Genomic DNA, 23255 nt, shown 5'->3' on the forward strand with positions numbered 1-23255 from the left:
ATGAATGCTCGGCAGTTTACTTCAAGCCGACCGCGTGCCCATCGAGCTCCCAGGCATCATCGATTTCGACACCCAAGTAGGTCAGCAAGGTCGGTACGGCATCGACAATGTAGATCTGCTTTTCAAACTTCCCTTTCTCGGCTCCCTCGCCACTGACCATCAGGAAGCTGTTGAGGATGTCGGGATTGGTTTGGCCGTTGCTGTGTCCTTTGCCGAAGCCGCCGTGATCGCTAGTCACGACGATCAGCCACTCTTGGTCGGTTCGTTTCTCGATCGCTTCCAGCACGCCTCCTACCAGGCCGTCGACATGTTCGATCGCGGCGATGTACTGCGGGACGGTCGGGTGAAAGCCGTTGGCGTGGCCGGCTCCGTCGACTTCGCCAAAGTAGAGCATCATGGCGACTGGGTTGTCGTCTTGCGTCAGTTGCTCCACGGCCGCGGCCATTGCGGCGTCGTCCGCCTCTTCATAGGAGTTGTCTTTTTTCGTATCGATCGAAACGTCGGCCGAGGAAACGATGTACTTGGCGATCGGCGGCCAGTTGATGATCGAAACGGTCTTCGCCTGGGGCATGCTCTTCTTCACGTAATGAAAGAAGTGCGGGTACTTGTCGAACTTAGGATCCTTAAAGCTGTTTCCCTGCACGTTGTGCTTGTCGGCCCACACGCCGGTGTTGATGCTGCCCCAGCCAGGCCCGCTAATTGTGTCGTTCTTCTTGTAGCGATCTCCCAGGATGAGCGTCGTTGGCGAGTAAATTCCTGAAGCGCGAATCTTGTCCAGATTGGGTGTGTTGGCTTTGGTCAGTGCATCGAAGCGGCACCCGTCAATGCCCAGCAGCAGCACGTGCTTCGACTTCTCTTCAGCGGACACAACGCTGGTTACCAACAACAAAGTCAGAACGGCAAGGGACAGATAGCGACGCATGGGAGATCTCCTGGCAGGGAACATTAGTTGACCGAAAGTCTACTTGCTGCGATGGAGTGGTTCCACCTGTCAGGCATTATTTTGTTGTTAATCCGACAGGACAGATCTGCGAACAGAAAGCTTTGCTCATTGTGGATCTTCGACGGAGGGATCTTCATCGTCGGGCGGTAAGTCGGCAGCCATCTCGCGTAACGCGTTCCAATTGGGGCCTGTCCGCCGGAACGGAATGCCCTGCCTTTCCAGGCTGTCGCGGATCGTTTCGGCGACCGGCAACAACGCGAACAGGCCGATGCAGGGACACAACGCGAAGAAGCAGTAGGCGACCATCGTGACCAAGTGTGACTTGGTTGCCAACATCAAGCGAAGCAGGCTGTACGCGGAAAATAGGTACAGCACCACCAGCCAGCTATAAACGGCGAAACCTGTCCAACGTGCGGGCGAACTATTCTCGGCAGACATGGCCGAAAGTGCGGCAACCAAGGGAATGGCAACGACCGTGCCTAGTTGCAACGCCATCGCGATGTAGACCAGTTGCAGATAACGGAGCGCCTGGCAGGCCTCTTCGCCAATCAGCTTCTGTACGGCAAAGTCTGCCCCTTTCGGCGATGCAAACGGGGAGTCAGTAGATTCCGAACTGGTCATGCTGATGATTGCGGGATGGCAGGGAGCACACGAATTTCACTTTTGAACAGACTAAGTTTAATCGTTCCCTTCAACGGACTGCTCAAAAAAAGAGCCATGCCCCAGTTCACTCGGGCATGGCTCTTGGATTTTAAACTGTCCGCGGCAGTAGTCGACTACAGATCGAAGTCTGCTTTGTTTTCGCCGTCGGCGACCGTCGTTTCCAACTGAGAGTTTTTGTTGTACTTGGCCGGAATCGATTCTTTCATGATCGGTTCCTTGGTGATTTGATCTTGTCCTGCTTCGATGCGGTGAGAGATTTTCACCTTCTTAGCGCCGGGTGTGGCCATGACTGAATACTGACCATCTTTGATTTCACCGGTAGTTGGTGGAATTCCTTGGGAAGCATCCTCAGGCGATTCAAAGCTGATTCGCCCTTCAGTGAGTGGCTTGCCGTCGAGGGTCACGGTGCCCGCAACCTGGTGACGGGCAGGCCCATCGTCTTTGGAAGCCACACAACCGATGATCATGGGAATCAACAGGCAAGCGGCTAATACCGTTGGTTTCATTTTCTGTTCCTAGAAGATTGTGACTACGGCAGTTGAACGACGTTACCGTCGTTTCGCACGCCCAGGTTTCCAAACGTTGGCAGGTCGATCGTTTCGGGGAAGAAGTGCACCGAGCCGTCGACAAACAGCACATTCACCCCACCTGGGTGATCGGAACGCAGCGGAGGGTTGTTTCCGTAGTTGGTGCAAACACCGTCTGTATCGCAGCTGCTGTCGAAGGGTTGAATTTGATTGATCGGATAGCGGAGAGACGTTGTATTAAAGCAGCGACCATCTCTTGAGTTGGGAAGTGTCGTCTTATTGTCGTTGTTGCCGATCGTACCCATGTTGAAACCATAAGTTGTGCTCCGGTAGTCGACCCTCGTTCCGGCAGCACTCTTCAGCCATGCTCCCACTTCGCTCACCATCATCGTGTTGCTGGTGCCGTCGGTGACATGGGCAAAATTGGTTTTGCTGTTGTAATACAGCACTCCGTTCATGGACGCATTGCCAACGTCATCGATGACGTTTTCGTTTGCGCCGCTGATACCGGCGAATCCATTCACAACACCAGCGATTGAAACGTAGTCGGCGACCATCGTCTTGACCGGATCGCCACCCAACTCTTGCGAAACGGAAGCAGAGGGGCACTCGTAAATCCCGAAGACCGGGCTTCCGGCGTCCACACCACATGCGTCGCTGACCGAACCGCCGTTCCAGTGTTCGCTCAAGTCGATAATGTCATAGACATTTCCCAGTTCCACGTAGGGAAGCAGATGCACCATCCAACCGGTTCCCCACTTTCTGCCGGTCGCGGTGCCAAACGGCGGAAGGTTATTGGTCGTTCCAGGCGGCAATCGCAGGTACGTATCGTGGAAGTTGTGCAGGCCCAACCCGTGCTGCTTCAGGTTATTCACGCACTGGGAGCGTCGGGCGGCCTCACGAGCTTGCTGCACGGCGGGCAACAGGAGGGCAATCAGGACCCCAATAATCGCGATCACAACGAGAAGTTCAACCAGCGTGAAGCCGGTGTTTCGGTTCTTCATGAGCAGCACCATAAATCAACGAATAAGTATGTTTGTGCGCAGTACTTCCGGGGAGTAAGCAAATGCCAAGGAAGTAGGGAGTATATTCTTGGGTGCGAAAAAACACAAGGAATTGTTTAAAATCTTTGCTGCTAACATGTGATATTGCGCGGCAATATGCTTCCTAAAGCACCTATATTCGCGCGGCGTGCATAACTTATATCGATGTACCGTGGTTTAGAGTTCGAGGCGAATTGCCTCATCGGCAGGGCTGGAAAAGAACTCTGCGGCCGTTGATGGGACAGCGTATGGGTGGCGATCGGGGGCTAAGTCAAACCACTTGCTGCTCGAAAGGAAGCACGATACGTACGTCGTTATCGACCGGTGGAGCTTCCTGCTTCTCGGCGAGATTGATCACCGCGAAGGCGATCACGCCGTGCAGAATCGCCAGGACGAGGAGCCCTCCGATGATATTGGCCAGCACGCTGCTTTTGAGTTCGGCGGCCACTTCTTCGGCCGTTCCTCGCTTTAAGCGATTCACGGTTGTGCTGCCTTTGGGCGGCATTAGTCCTCGGTGGACTTCGCTGTAGATGCCGAAGACGACGACCTCTTCGCCGGGCTCAATTCGTTTCTCGACCAGTTTGGGCAACGAATGAGAGAGCGTTTCCGCCCCATCGAAGGCCATGTTTTCAGGATCGTCTAGTTCATCGTTCGAGTCGATTGCCTCTCGAAAGACTTGGGCAGTCTCTTCGGCACTCGGCGGAATGATCTTATCAATCGGCGTGCTGGTCAATCGCATGTGCCGCTCGACGCGGCCGTCATCATCGGACCAGACATCACTGAAGACCGACAAGATGGAGACAACCTTCACCCCTGATCGATCTTCGAACTCGGTGTTGAGCAAGAATTTGCGAGCAGCTGCCACTTCCGAAGAATTGATGCAGTTATCGGCGATCACATCGTCGACCATCGGAAAGCCCAACAGTCTAACGTCTCCCCACGAGGTTTGGATCTTGCAGGGTGACATGAGGAAACCAGCGAAGTCGGCCGCTGTGTCGTCATCTTCACGGTCCGAGAATTCGCCTTCCGGCTTGCAAATATCGTACTCGCAAATGACGCACTCTTTACCGGAAATCGGAGCTTTCATCGGTTCGCCTTCGGCGCGAATGCGTCCGGCAACCGCGACCTTGCAGCCATCGTTCAGTTGCAAGCCAAAGTCGGCCTTTGAGATCAGCGACCAGTCGCTCCACGCGGTCCAGGCATTGGTGAGCGCTCCGATACAAAAGAATGTGATCAGCCCAGAAATGGCCCCGAAGATCAGGCCTTCCGGTCGCTGAAAGACTTGATCAAACGCATACATGTACCCGCCGGCCAATGCGGCCAGCATCAGTAGCGAGAGACCACATCCTTTAAGCATCGTGAATTACCCTGGACCGGAGCAAGCCAATAACTCGCCGCAGCGAGACACCCTTTAGTGTACTTCTTCAGAGCGGCTCATGCCTAAGGTTTTCGGATCGACCGGCGAGCCGTCGTGGTGGCGAAGCTGCCGGAGAATCTCCTTGTGCGAAGGTCCTACCCATTCAAACTTCAAGCCATAGCCTCGCAGATCCTGTTGAACCAAGCGAGCCGCGAAGACGATACCCACGATCGAAACACAAGGGATACTGGCAACGGCCGCAAACCATAGATAACGCTGGTGATAGCCCAACGATCCGAGAACTGTGAATACGATGATGCCGGTGATCAGGCTGGCCAAGGTCCAGCCGCATGCCAGGATCGTGAACACCATAATGCTCGAGATCTCACCGGGGTTGTGCTTGTTCATCTCCACGAGAAACCCGCACGGCGCCGCGAGTCCGCCGAAATAGAACGCGAACAAAAACTCTAACCGGCGAAGCCCCCGGGCGAGTTTGAAAATCTCTTGCGAGCGCTCGTCGAACGAGTCGTGCAGCTCGTCGACAATTTCGGGAGATTTAAACGGAGAGTCGTCCGTCATCGGTTCTCTCGTTGGTTGAATCTACCAACTACGCCTTGGCGACGACCATCGCCGCACACTGCCCTTTGCGTGTGTGGCTGAGAATCAGAATCGCCGGCTTCTCGATGTCCAGCGGCTGCCCATGAATGACTGGAATATCACACGCGGGGTCAGGCGTATCGTAATTCAGCGTTGCTGGAACCTTACCGTGCTGCAGCGCCAAAACAGCCACTGCTGCATCGAGGGCTCCCGAGGCGGAACCGCTGTTGCCGTAGTAGCTTTTGAGTGCCGCAACTGGAACGCCAGGTAGCGCGGCCTTGATGCCTTCAGCTTCCAGCGGGTCGTCGGCGATATTACCAGAGCCGTGAGAGACGATGCATGCCAGGTCATCCTTGGTGATGCCAGCGTCGCGCAACGTAGCGGCGATGCAGCTACTGACCGCTGTGGGAGAAACAGGAGCTTCCGCGGTGACGCGACCAAATGTCGAAGACGCACCAAGGACTTTACCGAGAATATTCGCCCCGCGTGCTTCCGCTTTCTCACGTGTCTCAAGAACTAGTGCGGCCGCAGCTTCACTGCTAACCGACCCGTCGCGATCCTTTTCAAATGGGCGCGAGGCCTTCTCGGGTTCTTCGTTGCGGTGCGATAGGAGCGTGTCGCTACGGTATAGAAGCACGTTCAAATTCAAACGCGAGCCCGTCGCTCCGGCGATCATGCAGTCCATCGTCCCGCGACGCAGGTGAGCCAATGCTTCGCTGATGGCGTTGATCGCGCTGGCTTCTTCCAGGCAGATCGTATTGTTGTGGCCGCGACCGTCGTAGTAGATACCGACATGGCAGGCCGGCATGTTGGGCAAGTACTTCAGCATCCAGAGCGGGTTCGTTTCGCTCATTGCCGAGGGGCCCCAGCGATCGTGCTGGTACCAACCCTCTTCAATGCACTGATCGTACGCGGCTCGCAGGTCCTCGAAGTCGCTGTACATCATCTCGCTGCCATAGACGACACCGAGACGTTCTGGATCGATGCTGCCTGGTTCCAGTCCGGCTTGATCCATCGCCAGGGCAGCCGCAGCAAATCCGGTTTGGATCTCGCGGCACATCACCTTGAGCGCTTTGCGAGGCTTGACGTACTTCTTGCCCTCGAAGTCTTTAAGCTCACCGCCGAAGGTGACCGGATAGTCCGGCATGGTGAAGACGGAAAGGGGCGCAATCCCAGACTTGCCAGCCATGAGACTTTCCCAGACGGCTTCGTTGCCAATTCCGATGGGGCTCACTACCCCATTACCAGTAATAACGACTTCGACTTGGGACTGCATCCGTTAGCTTGGCTTTCCTGAAGCGATCGCGAAAGATTGACTGTTGTTATATCGGTAGGCTCCGCCCTTCCCTAGATCGACCTGACAACGACAAATTCACCATTTGCGAAATTTTACGGCAATGTCGATAATTTAGGCAGAAAATACCATCTTGGAAGGGTGGGTAGTTAGTTTACCACAAATTAAGCTTAAGCTATTGGTACTGGCATCTCTGGGTTGATGTAATCGTCACCCTTTACCCTCCTTCCGCCGGAAACTTGACCGGGCCTGAATAATTGGCGGAACCCGCCCCATCGCCACAGCCGATTTTGATGCATAGGAAGTAATCCCGAATCATGGACGGATTTCCCGAAACCGCACACCCGGCAACGACTCGATACAGCCATGAGCGACACCTCCGACAAATCACTGCAAGCTCCTTTGCACTGTAATAAGTCCGACGATTTCTCGATGGCCGAGGCCCGAAAATCAATTGGCGACTTGTTCCAACCGAAGCCTTGGATCTATTGGACCGACTTCCTGGTGAGCTTCTCGGTCGCGATGGTTTGCTTTCGGATGGTTCGTCAAACCGAACTGTTCAGCTGGCAACAAGGCGTGTTCTTCGTCATCAGTAGCTGCCTGTTCTACCGATTGGCCATGTTTATCCACGAACTGGTCCATCTTCGCACCGGCACGTTCACGGCGTTTCGCGTCGCTTGGAATCTGCTGGTAGGCGTTCCGTTTCTGATGCCGTCGTTCGTCTATTATACGCACCTCGACCATCACCGCCGCAAACATTACGGCACCGACATGGATGGCGAGTACCTTCCAATCGAATACGAAGGTCGCTGGCAGATCTTTGCCTTTTTGGCTTCCAGTTTCGTCGTTCCGCTTTTGGCCGTCTTCCGCTTCCTGATCCTCACGCCGCTGACCTGGGTCAGCCCGCGTTTCCGCGACTGGGCGTTTCAGCATGCGTCGTCGATGGTGATCGATCCGAAGTACCTGCGTCCGCTACCGACCAAGAAGGCGATGCGATTGATTCGCCTGCAAGAAGGTTTGTGCTTCCTCTGGTGCCTGGGCATTCTGATCGGAGCGCTCACCGTCGGTGGTTACCCTTACCCGCTGTTGATTCAGGCCTACTGCACCGGCGTCTTCGTGTTGACCTTGAACGCACTGCGAACGCTGGTCGCTCATCGTTGGCACAATCATGTCGGCGAAATGACCTTCCTGGAACAACTGTTGGATTCGGTCAATTTCCCTGGCAACAAGTGGATCACCCAAATCTGGGCACCCATCGGAACGCGTTTCCATGCCCTGCACCACATGTTCCCATCGCTGCCATACCACGCGATGCCTGAGGCTCACCGCCGCTTGATCGAGCGACTCCCGGAAGGTTCGCCGTATCACCGGACCAACGAGACCTCCTTCACGCACGCGTTTCTCGACTTGTGGAAGCGTTGTGGCCGGCTGATCAATCGTCAGGTTGAGCCAGCGAAACCCGCGGAATCGATCAGCGCCGAACAACCTACGAACGGCCACAGCGAAATGGCGAAGTCGGCTTAGGCGTCTTCATGATTGAAGTTTCGGGCAATACCCGTAAGAATCGTTCTTCATCATGAATGACGAAGAATCAAAGCCGTTGCCGCCGTCGGATCCTCGCGTGTTCTTTGCCGCCGAACGCACCATGCTCGCGTGGCTTCGTACCGGGCTTGCCGTGATTGGCGTTGGCTTTCTGGTGGCCCGCTTTGGACTCTTTCTCGAGATGCTCCGTCATCCGGGGGCCGATATCAGTCCGCCGCTGTTCTCTTCGTTGATCGGTATTGGTTTCGTCCTGCTGGGGGCGACGCTCATTGGAGTATCGGCCTGGCAGCACACCGGCTTCATTCGCGAGATGACCCTCCAGCAGCGCCCCAATAGCTACAGCATGCACCTGGCCGTCTGGGTATCGGCTGTGGTAACTCTCTTGGGGTTGGCACTAGCAATCTACTTGCTTCTGAGTGTCTTTACCGGCGAGCCGATCCACACGGGCGTGTCGTCCGGTTCCTGAGTCGTGAAAGAGGGAAGCCAACACGTCAGATTACCTCGTTTTCGGCTGAAATTGAGAGAATTATCTCAATCTCACGTGGTATCTTCGCGATCGCGTGGGTTCCGATTGAGGCGGCATGAACTATAGTAAACGTGGACCCTCTCCCCACTTTTCCTCCCCCTGAAAACTTCTAAAGCAAGTAGGTTTTTCCTAGATGACATCCCCCCGCTCGCTTTTTGCCCGCGTTTTGTCTGTGGTCACCCTTTGCCTGTTGCCAGCCACGCTTTTGGCGGCCGATGCTCCGAAGCCGATTAAGGCGCTATTGGTGACCGGTGGTTGCTGCCACGACTACCAGACGCAGAAGAACATCATCAAAGAAGGGCTCGAAGCCCGTGCCCATATTGAAGTGACGGTCGTTCACGAAGGGGGCAGCACCACCGATACCAAGATTCCGCTCTATCAGAACCCAAACTGGGCCGAGGGGTACGACATCGTCCTTCACAACGAGTGCTTCGCCGCGGTGAAAGATCCGGCGTGGACCGCTCGTGTTTTGAAGCCGCACCAGGAAGGCCTTCCAGGTGTCGTCATTCACTGTGCGATGCACTGCTACCGGGACGGAACCGATCAGTGGTTCAAGTTCTGTGGTGTCACCTCGCATCGCCATGGGGCCCACTACCCACATGCTGTTTACAACTACGACGCACAGCATCCGATCATGGAAGGCTTCGGCCCCGCGTGGGCGAACCCGCAAGGCGAGCTTTACCACATCGCCAAGGTCTGGGAGAACACGCACGTCTTGGGTGCTTCCAAGGAAAAGAACCAAGGGGACGAACACGCCTGCATTTGGACTAACCAATATGGCGACGCCAAGGTCTTTGGTACGACGCTTGGTCATCACAACGAAACGATGGAAGCCGATACCTTCCTGAACATGCTGACCCGCGGCACGCTGTGGGCGTGCGACAAGCTGAGCGATGAATACCTGAAGCCTGTGGATTCCGCTCCGAAGCTGGTTCCCGTGAACCTGGCCCAGGGTAAACCGGCCAAGGCTTCGAGCGAAGAGACCGGCAAGAACAACTTCGCCAAGAACGCTTTCGATGGTGACAAGGGAACTCGCTGGTGTGCCAGTGGGGCAAACTATCCCCAGTGGTTGGAAGTCGACCTGGGCGAACCGAAGGAACTTCGCGGCGCTCAAATCGATTGGGAATCGGAAGGGGGCGTCTACCAGTACACGATCGACGGCAGTGCCGACGGCAAGACCTGGATGACGATCGTCGACCAGTCGAAGAAGGACGACAACAAGCACGACTTTGAATTCGTCTCTGGCGGCTTCCGTTATATCCGCGTGAATGCTTTGAACAGCAAGCATGGCGGCTGGGCTTCGATTCGCGAGCTTCGTTTGCTCGGTAAAGAGCTGGTCGAAGTTGCTCCCGAGAAAGTCAAAGAAGACGAAGACGCTCAGAAGCTGGCCGAAGTGAAACTGCCGGAAGGGTTCGAGAAAACGATCTTTGCGGCGCCTCCTGCAGTGAACTATCCGGTCTTTGTGGCCGCTTCGCCGGAAGGGGATGTCTACGTTTCGGTTGATAAGAACGGTTCACTCGATCGCGAACTGAAGCGTGGAGCCATCCATCGCCTGCGAGACACCGACGGCGACGGTAAGGCCGACGAAGTGAAGCTGTTTGTGCCCGATGTCGACTCGCCCCGCGGTATCGTGTGGGATCGTGATCGGCTTTATGTCTTGCATCCGCCGCACCTGAGTGCGTTCATCGATGAAGACGGCGACGGTCGTAGCGACAAGCAAGAGATTTTGATTAAGAACCTGGCCTTCACGTTCAAGGATCGCCCGGCCGACCATACGTCCAACGGCGTCACGCTAGGGATCGATGGTTGGTTGTACTGTGCAATCGGTGACTTCGGTTTCATGGAAGCTGAAGGGGCCGATGGCCGAAAGCTGCAATGTCGCGGCGGCGGCGTGCTGCGGGTTCGTCCTGATGGCTCGAACATGGAGATGTACAGCTACGGCACGCGTAACATTCTGGAAGTGGCGGTCGACCCACTGATGAACGCCTTCACACGTGACAACACGAATGACGGCGGCGGCTGGGACATTCGCCTGCACCACTTCAGCGGTCTGGAAGACCACGGCTACCCACGCTTGTACATGAACTTTGGTGAAGAGATCGTCCAACCGCTGGCCGACTACGGCGGTGGTTCCGGTTGTGGTGCGTTGTACATGGACGAACCAGGCTTCCCTGAAGGTTACGGCAGCGCTCTGTACACGGCTGACTGGGGCCGCAGCTGGATCTATCGCCACAACCCCGAACGCAAGGGAGCGACCTTCGAGGTTAACCAGGAAGAGTTCCTGGGCATGCCTCGCGTGACTGACCTGGATGTCGACGCCAACAGCAACATCTACGCCGCGAGCTGGAAGGGTGCGACCTTCAAGTACAACGGCGAAGATGTCGGCTACCTCGTGCAGGTGAAGCCGAAGGGGTATCAGGCAAAGCCGATGCCGAATCTCCGGGAAGCGGACACGGATATGCTGTTGGAACTAATTCAGTCCGATAGCCACCGGCGCCGTTTGGCGGCTCAGCGCGAGCTGCTGGCACGCGGGCTAGATGACGAAACGCTGCAGAAGATTCGATTCTTAAAGATCAGTTCCCCTGAGGCAATGATTGCTGTGGAATATCTGCTATTCCAGGGCGTAAAGGATGAAGACCGCGAAAAAATCGCCATCTTCGGGGAAATCGCTGGAACCATGGAATTGCAGAACAATGTGGACGGCATCCGCACGATCATCCGTGCATCCACGGATCGAGCCATTCTGCGCCGCCGCGAAGACATCGTGAAGTATGCTCAAGTGATGGCGACGGAGTTCCTAGTCAATATGCCTCCTCTGGTTCAATTGGAGGCGATCAACGCTCTAACGCGTTTGTCGAAGATCTCCGAAGTCGAACCTACTAGCAGCATGGCTGATCTGCTGGACAGCGAAGACCCCGTTCTCCGCCATACGGCCTTCCGTGGGCTGGCCAGTATGGAAGCGAGTGATCTTCTGTTTGGCGTCGTCGATGACGAAAACGCCAGCCAGCGTAAACGCCAATTCGCCTTGTTCGCCCTGCAGCGAATCCACAAGCCGGAAGTTGTCGACGGGCTGATCCAGCGGCTGGCCAAGGAAGACGATGCCAATCGTCGCCAAGGACTGCTGACAGCACTATGCCGTCTCTACTTCGTTGACGGCGAGTGGAAAGGCAATAGCTGGGGTACCCGTCCCGATACGCGGGGTCCTTACTATCAGCCCGAGAAGTGGGAGCTGTCCGACAAGATCGGTGGCGTGCTTCGCACCACGTTGGCCTCGGCCGATAGCCAAGAGTCCGGCTTCCTGCTCACACAGCTGCAGCGTCACCGCATCGAGCTGGATGGCACGCTGCGCCTGGCTTTGGAGAAAGCAGCCGGCGATCCGAAGTTTGCCGCCGCGGCGGTCAATATGATTGCCACCTCGAATGAACTGCCCAGCGAAGCGATCGGGCTTCTAAAGTCCACTGCGACTGCCGAAGGGTCCGAAGCGGAAGTTCGCGGTCAGGCCGTTATTGCCCTGCTCCGCAGCACCGACGCCGATACCGTCAAGGCCGCTCTGGCAGGGCTTACCAAGCTGCACGCAGCCGATGCGGGTGGTGCCGCGTTCAAGAAGTCTTTCAGTGGCTTCCAGGACAAGAACCAACTCAGCCGCCAGATTGGTGTGCTGGAAGGTCTGGCCAAGACGCCAACCACCGGCGATGCCGTTTGGGCCGAAGCCGGTCTGTTGACCTTGTCGCAGCAGAAGAAGCTTTCGCCCGAGGTGGAAAGCACCGTGACCGGCTCGCTGGAAGCCGGCTGGAACGATCCAGCACGCCAGCCGCAGCTGCTCGCCGCAGCGTTGATCGTCAACGATCGCCAGCTGGAAGATAAGGTTCGCGGGTTGCTCGACAGCAAGAACGCCGAGGTCGCTTCGGCCGCTGGCAAGGTTGCCGATGCCTGGCAGCTGAATGCCCAAATGAATAAGCCGACCGGTCCGAAGGTTGCTACCATCGATCCGGCCGAGGTCATCAAGATGGTCGTCGGCATGAAGGGGGACAAGGCTCGTGGCGAACAGCTCTTCGCCAAGCTGACCTGTAACAAGTGCCACACGGTCGATCCAAACGAAGCCCCACGCGGCCCTTACCTGCCGCAGGTTGCCAAGACCTACAAGCGAGATCAGCTGACCGAAGCGGTCGTGCTGCCGAGCAAGTCATTGGCCCAAGGCTTCGTGACGAACATCTTCCAGATGGAAGACGGTCGATTGCTGTCAGGTTTCATCACCTTCGAAGGCCCCGAGAAGATCGTTATCCGCGACAACCAGGGGAACGAGATCACGCTGAACCCAGACGAGATCCTCGGCCAGAAGAAAGACGACATCTCGATCATGCCGACCGGTTTGGCCAACGAGGTGACCGTTCAGGAACTGGCCGACCTGGTGACCTACCTGGAAAGCCTGGCTTCGAAGGCCGGCACCAAGTAGGAAAGCAGTTACCCAGCGAGAGAAATCTCTCGGATCCAACCTTCGCAAGAGCCATCGGTAATGTCGATGGCTCTTGTAGTTTATTCATGCCCCTCTGTGGAATCGGTGATCACTCTATTCTCTGTGGCAAAATTCTTCTTGAAGCGTTTCGCCACAAGCGTCATAACAAAAAGACATCGACCGGCCACCCCACTACGTTCTGGCCGGCCCTTTCTGGCGTGCTTTTCGCAAACCAAAGGCCTGAGCGATGTCTCTCTTCTTCTCTCGATTCATTGTGATCTGCACGGTCGTCAGCGGAGGTTCTGTAGCCTTCGCCGGCGATCCGTCGCCGTTTGACAAACAGCAAGAAGCGATCTCGCTGATGCGTGTTAAGGGGCACGATCTGCGGATGTGGGAGTCGATCGCGGGTGTCTACTGCGAGCTGGAATTGTTCGAGCCAGGCCCCGAGGAACTGGCTGCAGTGGCGGATCTTCCGCGATTGGTAGAACTCGAGATCCACAGCGGCAAACTGACGCAGGCCAGCGTGCGGCAGATGGGAAAGCTTTCGGACCTGACTCGGCTGTCGCTGGAAGACTGCCAGTTTCCTGAAGGCAACCTCGCGTTTCTCAAGCATCTAACGTCGTTGGAACGCCTGTACTTTAGTCGCTGCAATTTTGAAGGGGCCAGCCTGTCGGAGTTGGGTTCGCTCAATCGTCTGTACTACGTTCGCATCAGTGACTGCGTGTTGGAAGACAGCGGCAACCTGGTGTTTCCGGCCGAGATGCAGCGGCTTTCGCGGCTCTACGTCTACGACACGTTTGTCAACCAATGGAGCTTTCAGCAACTGGTGGGTAGCAGCTATTTGACCTCGCTGAAGTTTCAGGGTGCGAAGATCACCGACGAGTATCTACGGCACGCAGCCCCTGGCGAAAATTTGGAACGCCTACGCGTGTATCACAAAATCAGTCACACCGCCGGCGAACGTTTCAAGCAGAGCTTTCCCCAGGTGCGGTTCTATTATTGAACGTTCTCCGTCACTTGCCGGCGAACACCTGGCAGGCATTGTCGAACGCGGCATTCTTACCCCGTCCGCCGGTAACGACCATCGACCCTTGGATCGGCGTGACGATCTTGGGTACCGAAACGACTTGCCCGTTGACGATCAGTGCTAAGTGGCTGGCCGTCGGATTCGTCGTAGCGGCAAGCATCTTCTGGGCCCCGCCGGTGGTCAGATTGATCATGAGCATCGGCTGGTCAGGCTGATCGCGATTAACATCCAGGCCAATCGTGTCGATATCGCTGGTCACGATCAGCGGTGGCGTGAGCAGATGAATCGGATTGCCGGTGACGGGTTCGGCGGCAGGCTTTGTATTGTTTGCTTGGGTCGGCACCACTTCGTAGATCTCGATCACGGCACCTTTGGGCACCCGGATTAACTTGGCGCTACCGGAAAAGTAGCAGCCTGTCGTGGCGAGTAACATGGCGACGAGAATTGGCGTTGTGCTGGCCATGGTTCTCATGATGGAGCTCCCACCGAGGGTTCGGATTTCAAATCAAGGTTGCCATAGCTTATTCGCGTGACAGAGCTCAATGTTGCCATAAAAGCTGAAACGATCAAAATCGATGGACCACCAGCGCGGTGCTGTGATACTACAGTTCTTTTGTCAAGAAGAACTTCGTATGCCCGTGCGAGTCCCAGTCGGGGATTTGCCCGACGATCTGGAATCCGCGATTGGTGTAGAACTGCGGTGCCTGATACTGCATCGTGTCGGCGTAGAGGTACTGGCAGCCCATTTCACGTGCACGCAGCTCGGCGTCGAGCAACAGGCTCGTTCCCACGCCTCGGCCGCGATACGTCGGGTCGACCGCCATGATCGAGATTCTCAGCCAGGCCAACACATGCTCGGCTATCAATCCGCCTACAAGTTGATCGTGATTGCGTGCCAAGAGGATCAGCGGTTGAGCGAAATCGGCGTCATGGGTGAAGCGTTCCATGAACGATTGGTTGGCACTCCAGTTGAATTCCCGAAGCCAAGTGTTGACTTGATCGACGTCCGGAGAATCGCTTGCTGATTCGCATTGGATGACCCAGGAAGAGTCAGGAGAGGATGCCATAAGCGAACTGCAATTCGACCATCGCTTGAAGTGACTACGCTTCGTCCAGGGGCTTGGGGGCCGGATCGGCTGGCCGCTGCGGTCGAGGTCCGAATTCGCCATCACGCATCGGCGGCGGACCCTCGAATTCCTGAGGACGTGGGCCTCGATCGCCACGCATGCCAGGAGGGCCTCCTGGTCCACGCCCTTCAGGGCCGCGGCCATCTGGTCCACGGTCGTCCGCCCCGCGACCGTCTCCTCGGCGATCATCGCCACCGCGGCGACCATCTCGATCGTCTCGGTCCCAGGGAGGCCCTGGCGGACGTCCACCAAAGAAGCGGGTACCGTTTTCCCGCATGTATTCGCGGCGCAGTTCCGAGTCGAATCGCTCGGGCGGAAGCGCGGCCAATTCGGCCTGACGTTTCTCAGGCAGCTTGCGGTAGAACTTCTGGAGTTCGTCGTCGTCCACGCGGTTTTGGAAGTGCGAGAAGACGGCGGCCTGCATGAGTGCACCGAGAAGTCCTCGCTGTCGATCGGCTGGTTCCGACTGGAGTTTCTCTTGGGTCTCTTTGTCGAGTTTCGCGGCTAACTGCTGAAAGTCTTCGTCCGACGGCATGATGGCTTTCACATCCGGGACACGGAACATCCAAACCCAGATGACGAACAGCTTTCGATCGTCCGAGGCATCTTCCAAGCGATCTTTCAGCCAAGGAATACGTTCGTAAAGCTTTGGCTCGTTGGCCAGGATTTCTTCTTTATGGGCGTTGAGCCACTGATCGAACCAAGTTCGAATGGCTTGGAAGTCTTCCCGCTTGGGTTTAATGTCGCGAAACGCGTAGCGGGTGAGTTCTTCAAATTCTTTTCGCTCTTGCGCCGCGATGATGCGTTTGATTTCCGTGATCCGCTCTTCCGGCGGCAGCTCTTGCAGTTTTAGACGCTCGACCGAGCTGATCGTTTTCAGCCAGTCGTAATAGCGGTGCATCACCTCGCGGAGTTGGTCTCCTTCGGTATGCTCGTCGAGTGCCTCGTTTAGGGCGATTCGCCGGTTGCGTTCTTCCGTGGAAAGCTTCTCGAAGCGTTCCAGCTTCAGGCGCAGTTCTGACTTGTCGGCGGCCGACATCGATTCGATACGGGCGATACGCTCGGAGGACGATTCCTGGGAGTGACCGAGCAGGGCCGTCACTAGCACAAGAGCGAGGACGGTGATCGCGGTGATGGCGTTACGATGCATCGCTGGTCTCTCCCGTGAAAAGGCCTTCTTTCCGCAGGGCTTCCAGAAACTCGATATTGTCGACGCGTTCCAGCTCGTCGACATGTTCGATGACCGGCAGGTTCTCGACGAGAACGCGATCGGGGCGATTGAGCCGCCACTGGGTGAGCATGTAGCCCATTCCCACCAGGGCGACAATTCCCAAGGCGATGCCCACCTGGCGAACAATGGCAGTGCGTTTGCGCTGTTGCTCGAATTGTTGAATTTCTTGCGAAGCGGCAACCGTGATCATCTCCACCGTGGTGCGGACGAATTTCTCGTCGTCGAGATCTGCTTTGGGAAGCGCGTCAAGCATATCCCAAGCGCGATCGAGTTCGTCGAGCCGGCTACGGAACGTTTCGTCCTCGGCCAGGCGCGTCTCAACGAGCGAGCGTTCCGTCTCGGTCAGCTCGTTGTCGAGATAGGCGGCCAAAAGCTCGTCCATTTCGGTCTTCGCATCGGGATGTGCAGTGGGATCGGTCATGGCTACGTCGCTAGATTCGCGGGGCATACCCGCTTGATCCACTAAATATTCCTTTGTGTGATTATCTCCGGTCGCCTCTCCCCTCGGGGGAGAGGGTTAGGTTGAGAGGCGAACCTGGTGCTCGCTTCTCAACTCTCACCCTTGGGAAGGGAAAGGGGACAGGAGTATTGTCAAAACAGGATGCTTAGGGGACGGTTCCTTCTTGTAGGTAGGGTTGCAGGGCTTCTTTCAGGTTGGCCCGGGCACGGGACAACAACGACTTAATCGCTTGGACCGACATGCCCATGGTCTCCGCGATGTCGGCATAGCTCATCTCTTCAAACTTCGAGAGCAGCACGGCCATCCGTTGCCGCTCGTTGAGGGATTCGACAGCCTGACGGACGATCGATCCCATTTCTGACTTATCGAGTTGCCGGGTAGGCATCATTCCGCTGGCCGCGGTGGCAATTCGCTCCATCGGGTCAGCCGGCTGGCTGCCAGACTGCTCGGCCGGGTTGGTGACCTGGACTTCCTTGCGGCGAGCCAGACTACGGCGAGCGTTGCTGGCGACGTTGTTCACGATGGTGAAAAGCCACGTCGAGAACCGCGAGCCGGGCACGTACGTCTTTCGCGAGCGATAAACGCGCATAAAGACATCCTGAGCCAGGTCTTCGGCTAGATCCCGCTTACTCACCAAATGTTCCAGAACGGTGACGACCCGGCGCTGGTATCGGAGCATCAGCTCTTCGAACGCAGCCGCGTCGTCATCGCGCACCAACAGCATGAGCCGGACATCCGGATCTTGCAGTTCGTATCTTCGGGCAGTCGATTCCGAAATCGACAAAACATCTTCTCCGCGAGCCGACGTGACAAGGACAATCCAAGGAGCAGCAGCGCCTTGAAATTCAGTCTAGGGATTGGCTTCGGCAAAAACTAGCAGCCTGATCCCTAACCAAGCTGCTGTGAGTCGCGTCCGCGTCGGATTTTTCATCACAAGGAGCATTCATCCTGGGGCGCAATCAAAGAAACCCCGATCGCGTGTTAAGGTTCTGCAGCACCCTCGAAAGAGTGGGGAGCAAGATGGAAATGGGATTGGTTGCCTGCATGAAAGGGTTGGCGGGTATTTTTTGTAGTTACGGCCATACTCTCAACTAAAACGGAGTAAGTATTTTCTTTTGGCACGCCTGTTGCATATACGTCTAGCATCCTAACGGAAACTGAGACAGGGTCGGAACAGAGAAGAGGATCCTTGATAACAGGGGCCGGTTTTAAGAAGAGGCACTCCGGTTTTAGACTTTAATCCTTTAGAGGCACTGGGTTAAAGTCGTTCCGAAAGGATGATAAGAGGCTTGAGTTGGAAGGATCTCCCCCTTCCATCCCTAATAGAGCAGGCGAGTTCGTTTAACAGAGACGACTCGCCTGTTTTATTTTGCGCGTTGCAAAATTGAGCAGTGTGCAATTCTGATACGCCCCGCGTGGGGGTGTAGGTGCTGCGAAATGCGATACCAAATCGAAAAAGCAAAATTCAGGATAAAAAAACACCGTTTTTGTAAGTCGGAATAATCTACTCGAATTTCGTAGAATAGATGAGTAGTCCCGCACCTTGTCCGCTAGCGGGGAAAAACTCGCAGAAATCCTTCCGATTCCGGAAAATCCCCGAGTACATTCATAGTACAAGCTCGTTTATCCAGGTTGAGTTACGGCATTATCGCAATGTCTAGTCACGATAGTAGCTCACAATGGACAGACCTAACTCGTTATGCACGAGGGCTTTTCGCCGTCCATTTTTAGTCGTAGAGAGGTATCCCCATGTCGCGCTGGCAATTTCTTCCCGTTACGTTCGGCGTCGTGCTCGCAATGACCGCGGGCTTGAGTGCTGCTGATAAAGCTGAAGATTACGGCATCCCTCAGGTTGCTACGATCAACGAGAAGATTCGTCTCGGCTGGGAAGACTATGGAATTTCGCCATCTCCCGAAGAGATTGATACCGTTTGGGCCCGTCGCTTGTTTCTCGACGTGCTGGGACGTGTCCCTTCGGTCGAAGAGCTGAATGAGTTCCAGCGAGATCGCGGCAAGGACAAAAAGAAGAACCTGGTCGACAAGCTGCTCTTCGACGAGAAGTACGCTGAAGAGTATGCCCGCAACTGGACCACCATTTGGACCAACGTCCTGATTGGTCGTAACGGCGGTACTGACAACAACTCGCAGATCAGCCGTCCGGGGATGCAGAAGTATCTGCGTGACAGCTTTGCTCGAAACAAGCCATACGACCAAATGGTCAAAGAGTTGGTGACCGCGACCGGTGCCAACACGCCTGGCATGCCCAACTTTAATGGTGCTGTCAACTTCTATATGGACAAACTGGCCGAAGATGGTGTTCAGGCGACCGCTAAGACGGCCCAGATCTTCCTCGGTATGCAGGTTCAGTGCACCCAGTGCCACAACCATCCGTTCAACGAATGGAAGCAGGAAAAGTTCTGGAACATGAACGCCTTCTTCCGTCAAACGCGTGCCCAACGTGGTCAGATGCCTGTCGGTGGCGACGACAACATGCGAGCGATGACGCTCAACAACGTCGACTTCATGGGTGAAGGCCGCAACATCAACAATGCTGAAATTTACTACGAACTGCGTAACGGCCTGTTGAAGGTCGCTTATCCAGAATTCCTGGATGGTCAGAAGATTCCGACCAGTGGTCGCGTTTCGGAGGTCAATCGTCGTGACGAACTCGCGAAGTTCATCGTCGATTCCGAAAACCTGCCTGAAGCGATTGCCAACCGGTACTGGGGTCACTTCCTCGGTTACGGCTTCACCAAGCCTGTCGATGACATGGGTCCACACAATCGCCCAACGCATCCAGAATTGGTCAGCTACTTGGGCGAGGAAGTTCGTAACAACAGCTTCAACCTGAAGGATCTGATTCGTTGGATTACGCTGAGCGAAGCTTATGGTCTCTCCAGCCGCATCACCAAGGCCAACGCCCTGGACGATCCGACGGTCGGCGAGCCACCGAAGTTCAGCCACTTCTACCTGCGTCAGATGCAGGCCGAACAGTTGTACGAGTCGCTGCTCGTTGCCACCGAGGCCCACAAGACTCGCGGCAACTACGAAGCTCAAGAAAAGAAGAAGAGTGAATGGATGCGACAGTTCGTCACCGCCTTCGGAACCGATGAAGGGGACGAAGCGACGACCTTCAACGGTACCATTCCTCAGGCTCTGATGATGTTCAATGGCGACTTGGTCATGGACGCCGTTAGCACGAAACAAGGTAGCTTCATCCACCGCATGGCCGCCGAAGGTCGCGACGGTAAAGAAGCAATCAATCACTTGTACATGGCAACCGTTGCTCGACGCCCAACGCGAAACGAGCTGCAAGCTGCCAACTACCTCATTGGTGTTCACAAGGGAGACATGGCCAAGGCCATGCAAGATGTCTTCTGGGCTCTCCTGAACAGCAACGAGTTTATTTTGAATCACTAATCTGTCGACGTACTCCTACCCAGTAACAAATCGCTGGCCCGAGTCGTCGGGCGCATCAAGTAAGGAACTTCAATATGAGTTTTGCTCCACAGGGGATGACCCGACGTCACTTCATGTCGCACATGGCTGGTGCATCCGCCATGATCGCTCCATCGCTGATGATGGGAAGTGCTATTCAGGCTAACGCACAAGAGTTGAAGAAGCGTGGCAAGAGCTGCATCATGCTTTGGATGGGTGGTGGTCCGAGCACGATGGATATCTGGGATCTTAAGCCAGGTACGAACACGGGTGGTCCTTTCCGTCCGATCAGCACCAAGGGTGATCTGCAGATCAGCGAACACATGCCAATGACCGCCAAGGTCATGGATAACCTTTCGGTCGTTCGCTCGATGAGCACCCGCGAAGCGGATCACGGTCGTGGCCGTTACTACATGCACACCGGTTATGTGCCGAACCCAAATATCGAACATCCTAGCTACGGTTCGGTGATCGCTCACGAACTGGCCAGCGACCACAACGAATTGGAAATTCCACCATTCGTTTCCGTCGGTGGTGGTAGCGTCGGTCCAGGTTTCCTGGGTATGTCCTGGGCTCCTTTCACTGTTAGCAGCAGTGGTCAGGTTCGTAACCTGGGCATGAAGGGCTGGGGCAATGAAACCCTGCAAAGCCGCCTGGAAATGCTGCGGTTGATCGAAGGTGGCTTCGTCAATCAAAACCGCGGTCCGGCTGCCATGGATCACGCTAAGATCCTGGATAAGACCGTCAAGCTGATGACCAGCGATCAGATGAAGGCCTTCAAGGTCAACGAAGAACCAGAAGAAATGAAAGAGTTGTACGGTCAAGATGGCTTCGGTCGTGGTTGCTTGCTCGCTCGCCGTCTGGTTGAAGCTGGCGTTCCGTTTATCGAAGTTGACCTCGGCGGTTGGGATAACCACCAGAACATCTTCAACACGTTGGCCGATAACAAGCTGCCTGTGCTTGATCGTGCGATGAGTGCTTTGGTCACCGACCTGAAGCAACGTGGTCTGCTGGAAAGCACCACGATTGTTTGGATGGGTGAATTCAGCCGAACGCCACGCATCAACGGTAATACCGGTCGTGATCACTGGGCTCGCAGCTGGAGCACCGTGGTCGGTGGTGGTGGTATCAACGGCGGCATTGCGGTTGGTGAAACCAGCTCGGATGGTACTCGCGTTGAAACCGAACCATACAGCTCGGAAGACCTGATGGCCACCGTTTGCCGTGCAATGGGTATCTCGCTCGATACCACGTTCACCAGCAAGAGCGGACGTCCAATGAAGATCGCCAATGGCGGTAAGGTTATTAAGGAATTGATCGCCTAGAAAAAGGTGAAAGTTTTTTCGCAGACCGGGATTAATTTCGATGCCTCACTGCGAACACATTAATAACCAAGCAAATCAATCTTCCAGAGTGCACTCTCTGGAAGAACACGCCAGGCGAAAAGAAAACTTCTCTGGCATATAAACCAACGAAGCGCGACGGTCGAAAGCCCCTGATTACCTCGTGGTAGTAAAGACTTTCGGCCGTGTTTCGTTTCTTGAGAGATGATCGACATCAAAGAGATGAATCGATCTTTCTGGATGATTCGTACGCTACTAATTACGTTGCGAGCAATTACGAAATCTCGATAACTTCCGTCAGCAAATCTAAAGAAGTGTTGCTAGCTTAAGCAGGACCTTGCTTCTCTTCCAAGGCTGTTCGTAGACGACCGTTCTTTCGGTCGCGACAGGTCTGAAGCCAATGTTTCAGGCGAAGAATCTGGGCTCGAGGAGCCATCATCGGATAGTGAGTCATTCGGCCGACGGTGGCGATGCGTGTCATCCATCGGCGCTTGGCCTCGAAGGAGCCTGGTCCCATGTCGAGCGACTTGTCGCCGCGCTGGAAACTATCGCGGATGAGGATGGCTGTCAGCGCTGTCCCGAGTCCGTGCTCGCGTGCTTCGGGCGCATCACCACGACGCAATCCGAAGACATGACCGCCTGAGCAATAGTTGTAGCAGAAGCCGATGGGGTTGCCGTCGAGGTAGAGCATAGCCAGATCGAGCATGCCTAGTTCTGTCGCGGCAACATGACAGTCTTTGATGTAACGGCGAATCGGACGATGCGAAATCGTGGTGCCGGTTGTGGAGTGGCCCTGCCAGCTCTTTTCTGCGATCGATGTTGCTTGTTCGTAAAGGTCCCAGCGAGGATTGCAATCGCCTGCCGCTTTCCCCTGCGGTCGATATCGTTCCAGTTGGACGCGTCCGGTCAGATCGAACTTCTTCAGTTTTCGGCGAATGTCGCTGCGTAGCTTTGGGCTACGCGATCGCAGGTAGTCATCCCAGGTCCCTTCAAAGTCGATGAAGACCGTTTCCTTCCAGACTCCTGGGTTGGGCGAGTAACCCGCTTCGGCCATCGCGTCGCTTGTCAGGTTGAGCTCCAGGTCTTCTTCAGCAAGCCAACGGAGATCGATCATATCCCAATTGCGCGGCGTCTCTTGGATGTGCTGCAGAGCACGGCCCAAGGTCTGCTGAGGGTTCTCGGCCAGCACGCTGAAGTGGGTACCCCAATCGGCAAGCGGGTACGTCAGCACACGTACTTTGCCCAGACGCGTCGGTTCTTTGACGACGACGAGGGGAACAACACCTACCAGGCGTTGTCCGTCGAGGACCAACAGAACGCGCAGAAGTTTGCCTTCGCCGAAGTGCTTCCAATAGATCTGCAACCATTCGAGCGTTTGAAAGAATGTCGCGCCCGGCGTCGATTCCCACAATCGATGCCAGTTGCATCGAACGTAAGAAAGGTCCTGGGTCTCGTTGATTTCCAAAACGCGAAGCATTCCAACTCTGTCCTAACGTGGGGGCGGATAGCGGCAGACGATCCGCTAACGGAACGTAAATTGGCTCACTTGAAACCTATGCCGAGAAACGGATCGGGGCCGCCAGATGGTTACGCTAATCACCACGTCAGAGGGTGGCATGCGCCGTTAGAATCGGCACAGCCATTAAAAAGCCAAAGGCCTGCCGAAATCAGCTTTCGACAGGCC

19 protein-coding genes are annotated in these 23255 nt (G+C 55.6%); 6 read left to right on the forward strand and 13 right to left on the reverse strand.

What is annotated here, in order from left to right; all coding sequences use genetic code 11:
• Nucleotides 1-16: 16 nt before the first annotated feature.
• From PSR63_RS12035 to PSR63_RS12065, 7 genes are all read right to left on the reverse strand, one after another.
• Nucleotides 17-922, reverse strand: coding sequence for an alkaline phosphatase family protein (locus PSR63_RS12035; protein WP_274333623.1), 906 nt, complete (start codon nucleotides 920-922; stop codon nucleotides 17-19).
• 126 nt (nucleotides 923-1048) lie between these two features.
• Entirely contained in the window at nucleotides 1049-1564 is a 516-nt protein-coding gene (locus tag PSR63_RS12040; protein ID WP_274333625.1) for a hypothetical protein, read from the reverse strand.
• Nucleotides 1565-1719: 155 nt separating this feature from the next.
• Nucleotides 1720-2112 carry a hypothetical protein gene (locus PSR63_RS12045; RefSeq protein ID WP_274333626.1) on the reverse strand — a complete coding sequence of 131 codons (393 nt, stop codon included), beginning with the start codon at nucleotides 2110-2112 and terminating at the stop codon, nucleotides 1720-1722.
• Between the two features lie 23 nt (nucleotides 2113-2135).
• The gene (locus tag PSR63_RS12050; protein ID WP_274333627.1) at nucleotides 2136-3137 is read right to left on the reverse strand and encodes a DUF1559 domain-containing protein; all 1002 of its coding nucleotides are present in this window, start codon (nucleotides 3135-3137) and stop codon (nucleotides 2136-2138) included.
• A gap of 310 nt (nucleotides 3138-3447) precedes the next feature.
• Nucleotides 3448-4533 carry a hypothetical protein gene (locus PSR63_RS12055; protein WP_274333628.1) on the reverse strand — a complete coding sequence of 362 codons (1086 nt, stop codon included), beginning with the start codon at nucleotides 4531-4533 and terminating at the stop codon, nucleotides 3448-3450.
• 54 nt (nucleotides 4534-4587) lie between these two features.
• The gene (locus PSR63_RS12060) at nucleotides 4588-5112 is read right to left on the reverse strand and encodes a hypothetical protein (RefSeq protein WP_274333630.1); all 525 of its coding nucleotides are present in this window, start codon (nucleotides 5110-5112) and stop codon (nucleotides 4588-4590) included.
• A gap of 28 nt (nucleotides 5113-5140) precedes the next feature.
• Entirely contained in the window at nucleotides 5141-6406 is a 1266-nt protein-coding gene (locus tag PSR63_RS12065; RefSeq protein ID WP_274333632.1) for a beta-ketoacyl-[acyl-carrier-protein] synthase family protein, read from the reverse strand.
• A gap of 384 nt (nucleotides 6407-6790) precedes the next feature.
• Between PSR63_RS12065 and PSR63_RS12070 the strand changes: the two genes are divergently transcribed.
• From PSR63_RS12070 to PSR63_RS12085, 4 genes are all read left to right on the forward strand, one after another.
• Nucleotides 6791-7948 carry a fatty acid desaturase family protein gene (locus PSR63_RS12070; RefSeq protein ID WP_274333634.1) on the forward strand — a complete coding sequence of 386 codons (1158 nt, stop codon included), beginning with the start codon at nucleotides 6791-6793 and terminating at the stop codon, nucleotides 7946-7948.
• Nucleotides 7949-8000: 52 nt separating this feature from the next.
• Nucleotides 8001-8432: a YidH family protein gene (locus PSR63_RS12075; RefSeq protein ID WP_274333635.1), complete on the forward strand. Its 432-nt coding sequence runs from the start codon at nucleotides 8001-8003 to the stop codon at nucleotides 8430-8432.
• 193 nt (nucleotides 8433-8625) lie between these two features.
• Nucleotides 8626-12945 carry a DUF7133 domain-containing protein gene (locus tag PSR63_RS12080; RefSeq protein ID WP_274333636.1) on the forward strand — a complete coding sequence of 1440 codons (4320 nt, stop codon included), beginning with the start codon at nucleotides 8626-8628 and terminating at the stop codon, nucleotides 12943-12945.
• A 247-nt stretch (nucleotides 12946-13192) separates the two neighbouring features.
• Nucleotides 13193-13948, forward strand: a complete 756-nt coding sequence (locus tag PSR63_RS12085) for a hypothetical protein (protein ID WP_274333638.1) — start codon at nucleotides 13193-13195, stop codon at nucleotides 13946-13948.
• Between the two features lie 10 nt (nucleotides 13949-13958).
• Here PSR63_RS12085 and PSR63_RS12090 read toward each other — a convergent pair whose 3' ends face one another.
• From PSR63_RS12090 to PSR63_RS12110, 5 genes are all read right to left on the reverse strand, one after another.
• Nucleotides 13959-14444: a SecDF P1 head subdomain-containing protein gene (locus PSR63_RS12090; protein WP_274333640.1), complete on the reverse strand. Its 486-nt coding sequence runs from the start codon at nucleotides 14442-14444 to the stop codon at nucleotides 13959-13961.
• A gap of 130 nt (nucleotides 14445-14574) precedes the next feature.
• The gene (locus tag PSR63_RS12095) at nucleotides 14575-15039 is read right to left on the reverse strand and encodes a GNAT family N-acetyltransferase (protein ID WP_274333641.1); all 465 of its coding nucleotides are present in this window, start codon (nucleotides 15037-15039) and stop codon (nucleotides 14575-14577) included.
• A gap of 34 nt (nucleotides 15040-15073) precedes the next feature.
• Complete coding sequence (locus PSR63_RS12100; RefSeq protein ID WP_274333642.1) at nucleotides 15074-16249, reverse strand: hypothetical protein; 1176 nt, start codon at nucleotides 16247-16249, stop codon at nucleotides 15074-15076.
• Nucleotides 16239-16778: an anti-sigma factor family protein gene (locus tag PSR63_RS12105; RefSeq protein ID WP_274333644.1), complete on the reverse strand. Its 540-nt coding sequence runs from the start codon at nucleotides 16776-16778 to the stop codon at nucleotides 16239-16241. The genes PSR63_RS12100 and PSR63_RS12105 overlap by 11 nt, the downstream gene beginning before the upstream one ends.
• Nucleotides 16779-16935: 157 nt before the next feature.
• Nucleotides 16936-17574 carry an RNA polymerase sigma factor gene (locus PSR63_RS12110; protein ID WP_274333646.1) on the reverse strand — a complete coding sequence of 213 codons (639 nt, stop codon included), beginning with the start codon at nucleotides 17572-17574 and terminating at the stop codon, nucleotides 16936-16938.
• 965 nt (nucleotides 17575-18539) lie between these two features.
• Between PSR63_RS12110 and PSR63_RS12115 the strand changes: the two genes are divergently transcribed.
• Nucleotides 18540-20210, forward strand: coding sequence for a DUF1549 domain-containing protein (locus tag PSR63_RS12115; RefSeq protein WP_274333647.1), 1671 nt, complete (start codon nucleotides 18540-18542; stop codon nucleotides 20208-20210).
• A gap of 74 nt (nucleotides 20211-20284) precedes the next feature.
• Nucleotides 20285-21553: a DUF1501 domain-containing protein gene (locus PSR63_RS12120; RefSeq protein WP_274333649.1), complete on the forward strand. Its 1269-nt coding sequence runs from the start codon at nucleotides 20285-20287 to the stop codon at nucleotides 21551-21553.
• 343 nt (nucleotides 21554-21896) lie between these two features.
• Here PSR63_RS12120 and PSR63_RS12125 read toward each other — a convergent pair whose 3' ends face one another.
• A complete protein-coding gene (locus PSR63_RS12125; protein WP_274333651.1) occupies nucleotides 21897-23048 on the reverse strand; it encodes a GNAT family N-acetyltransferase in 1152 nt (383 codons plus the stop codon).
• Nucleotides 23049-23255: the final 207 nt, after the last annotated feature.

The organism is Bremerella sp. P1, assembly GCF_028748185.1.
GTDB lineage: Bacteria > Planctomycetota > Planctomycetia > Pirellulales > Pirellulaceae > Bremerella.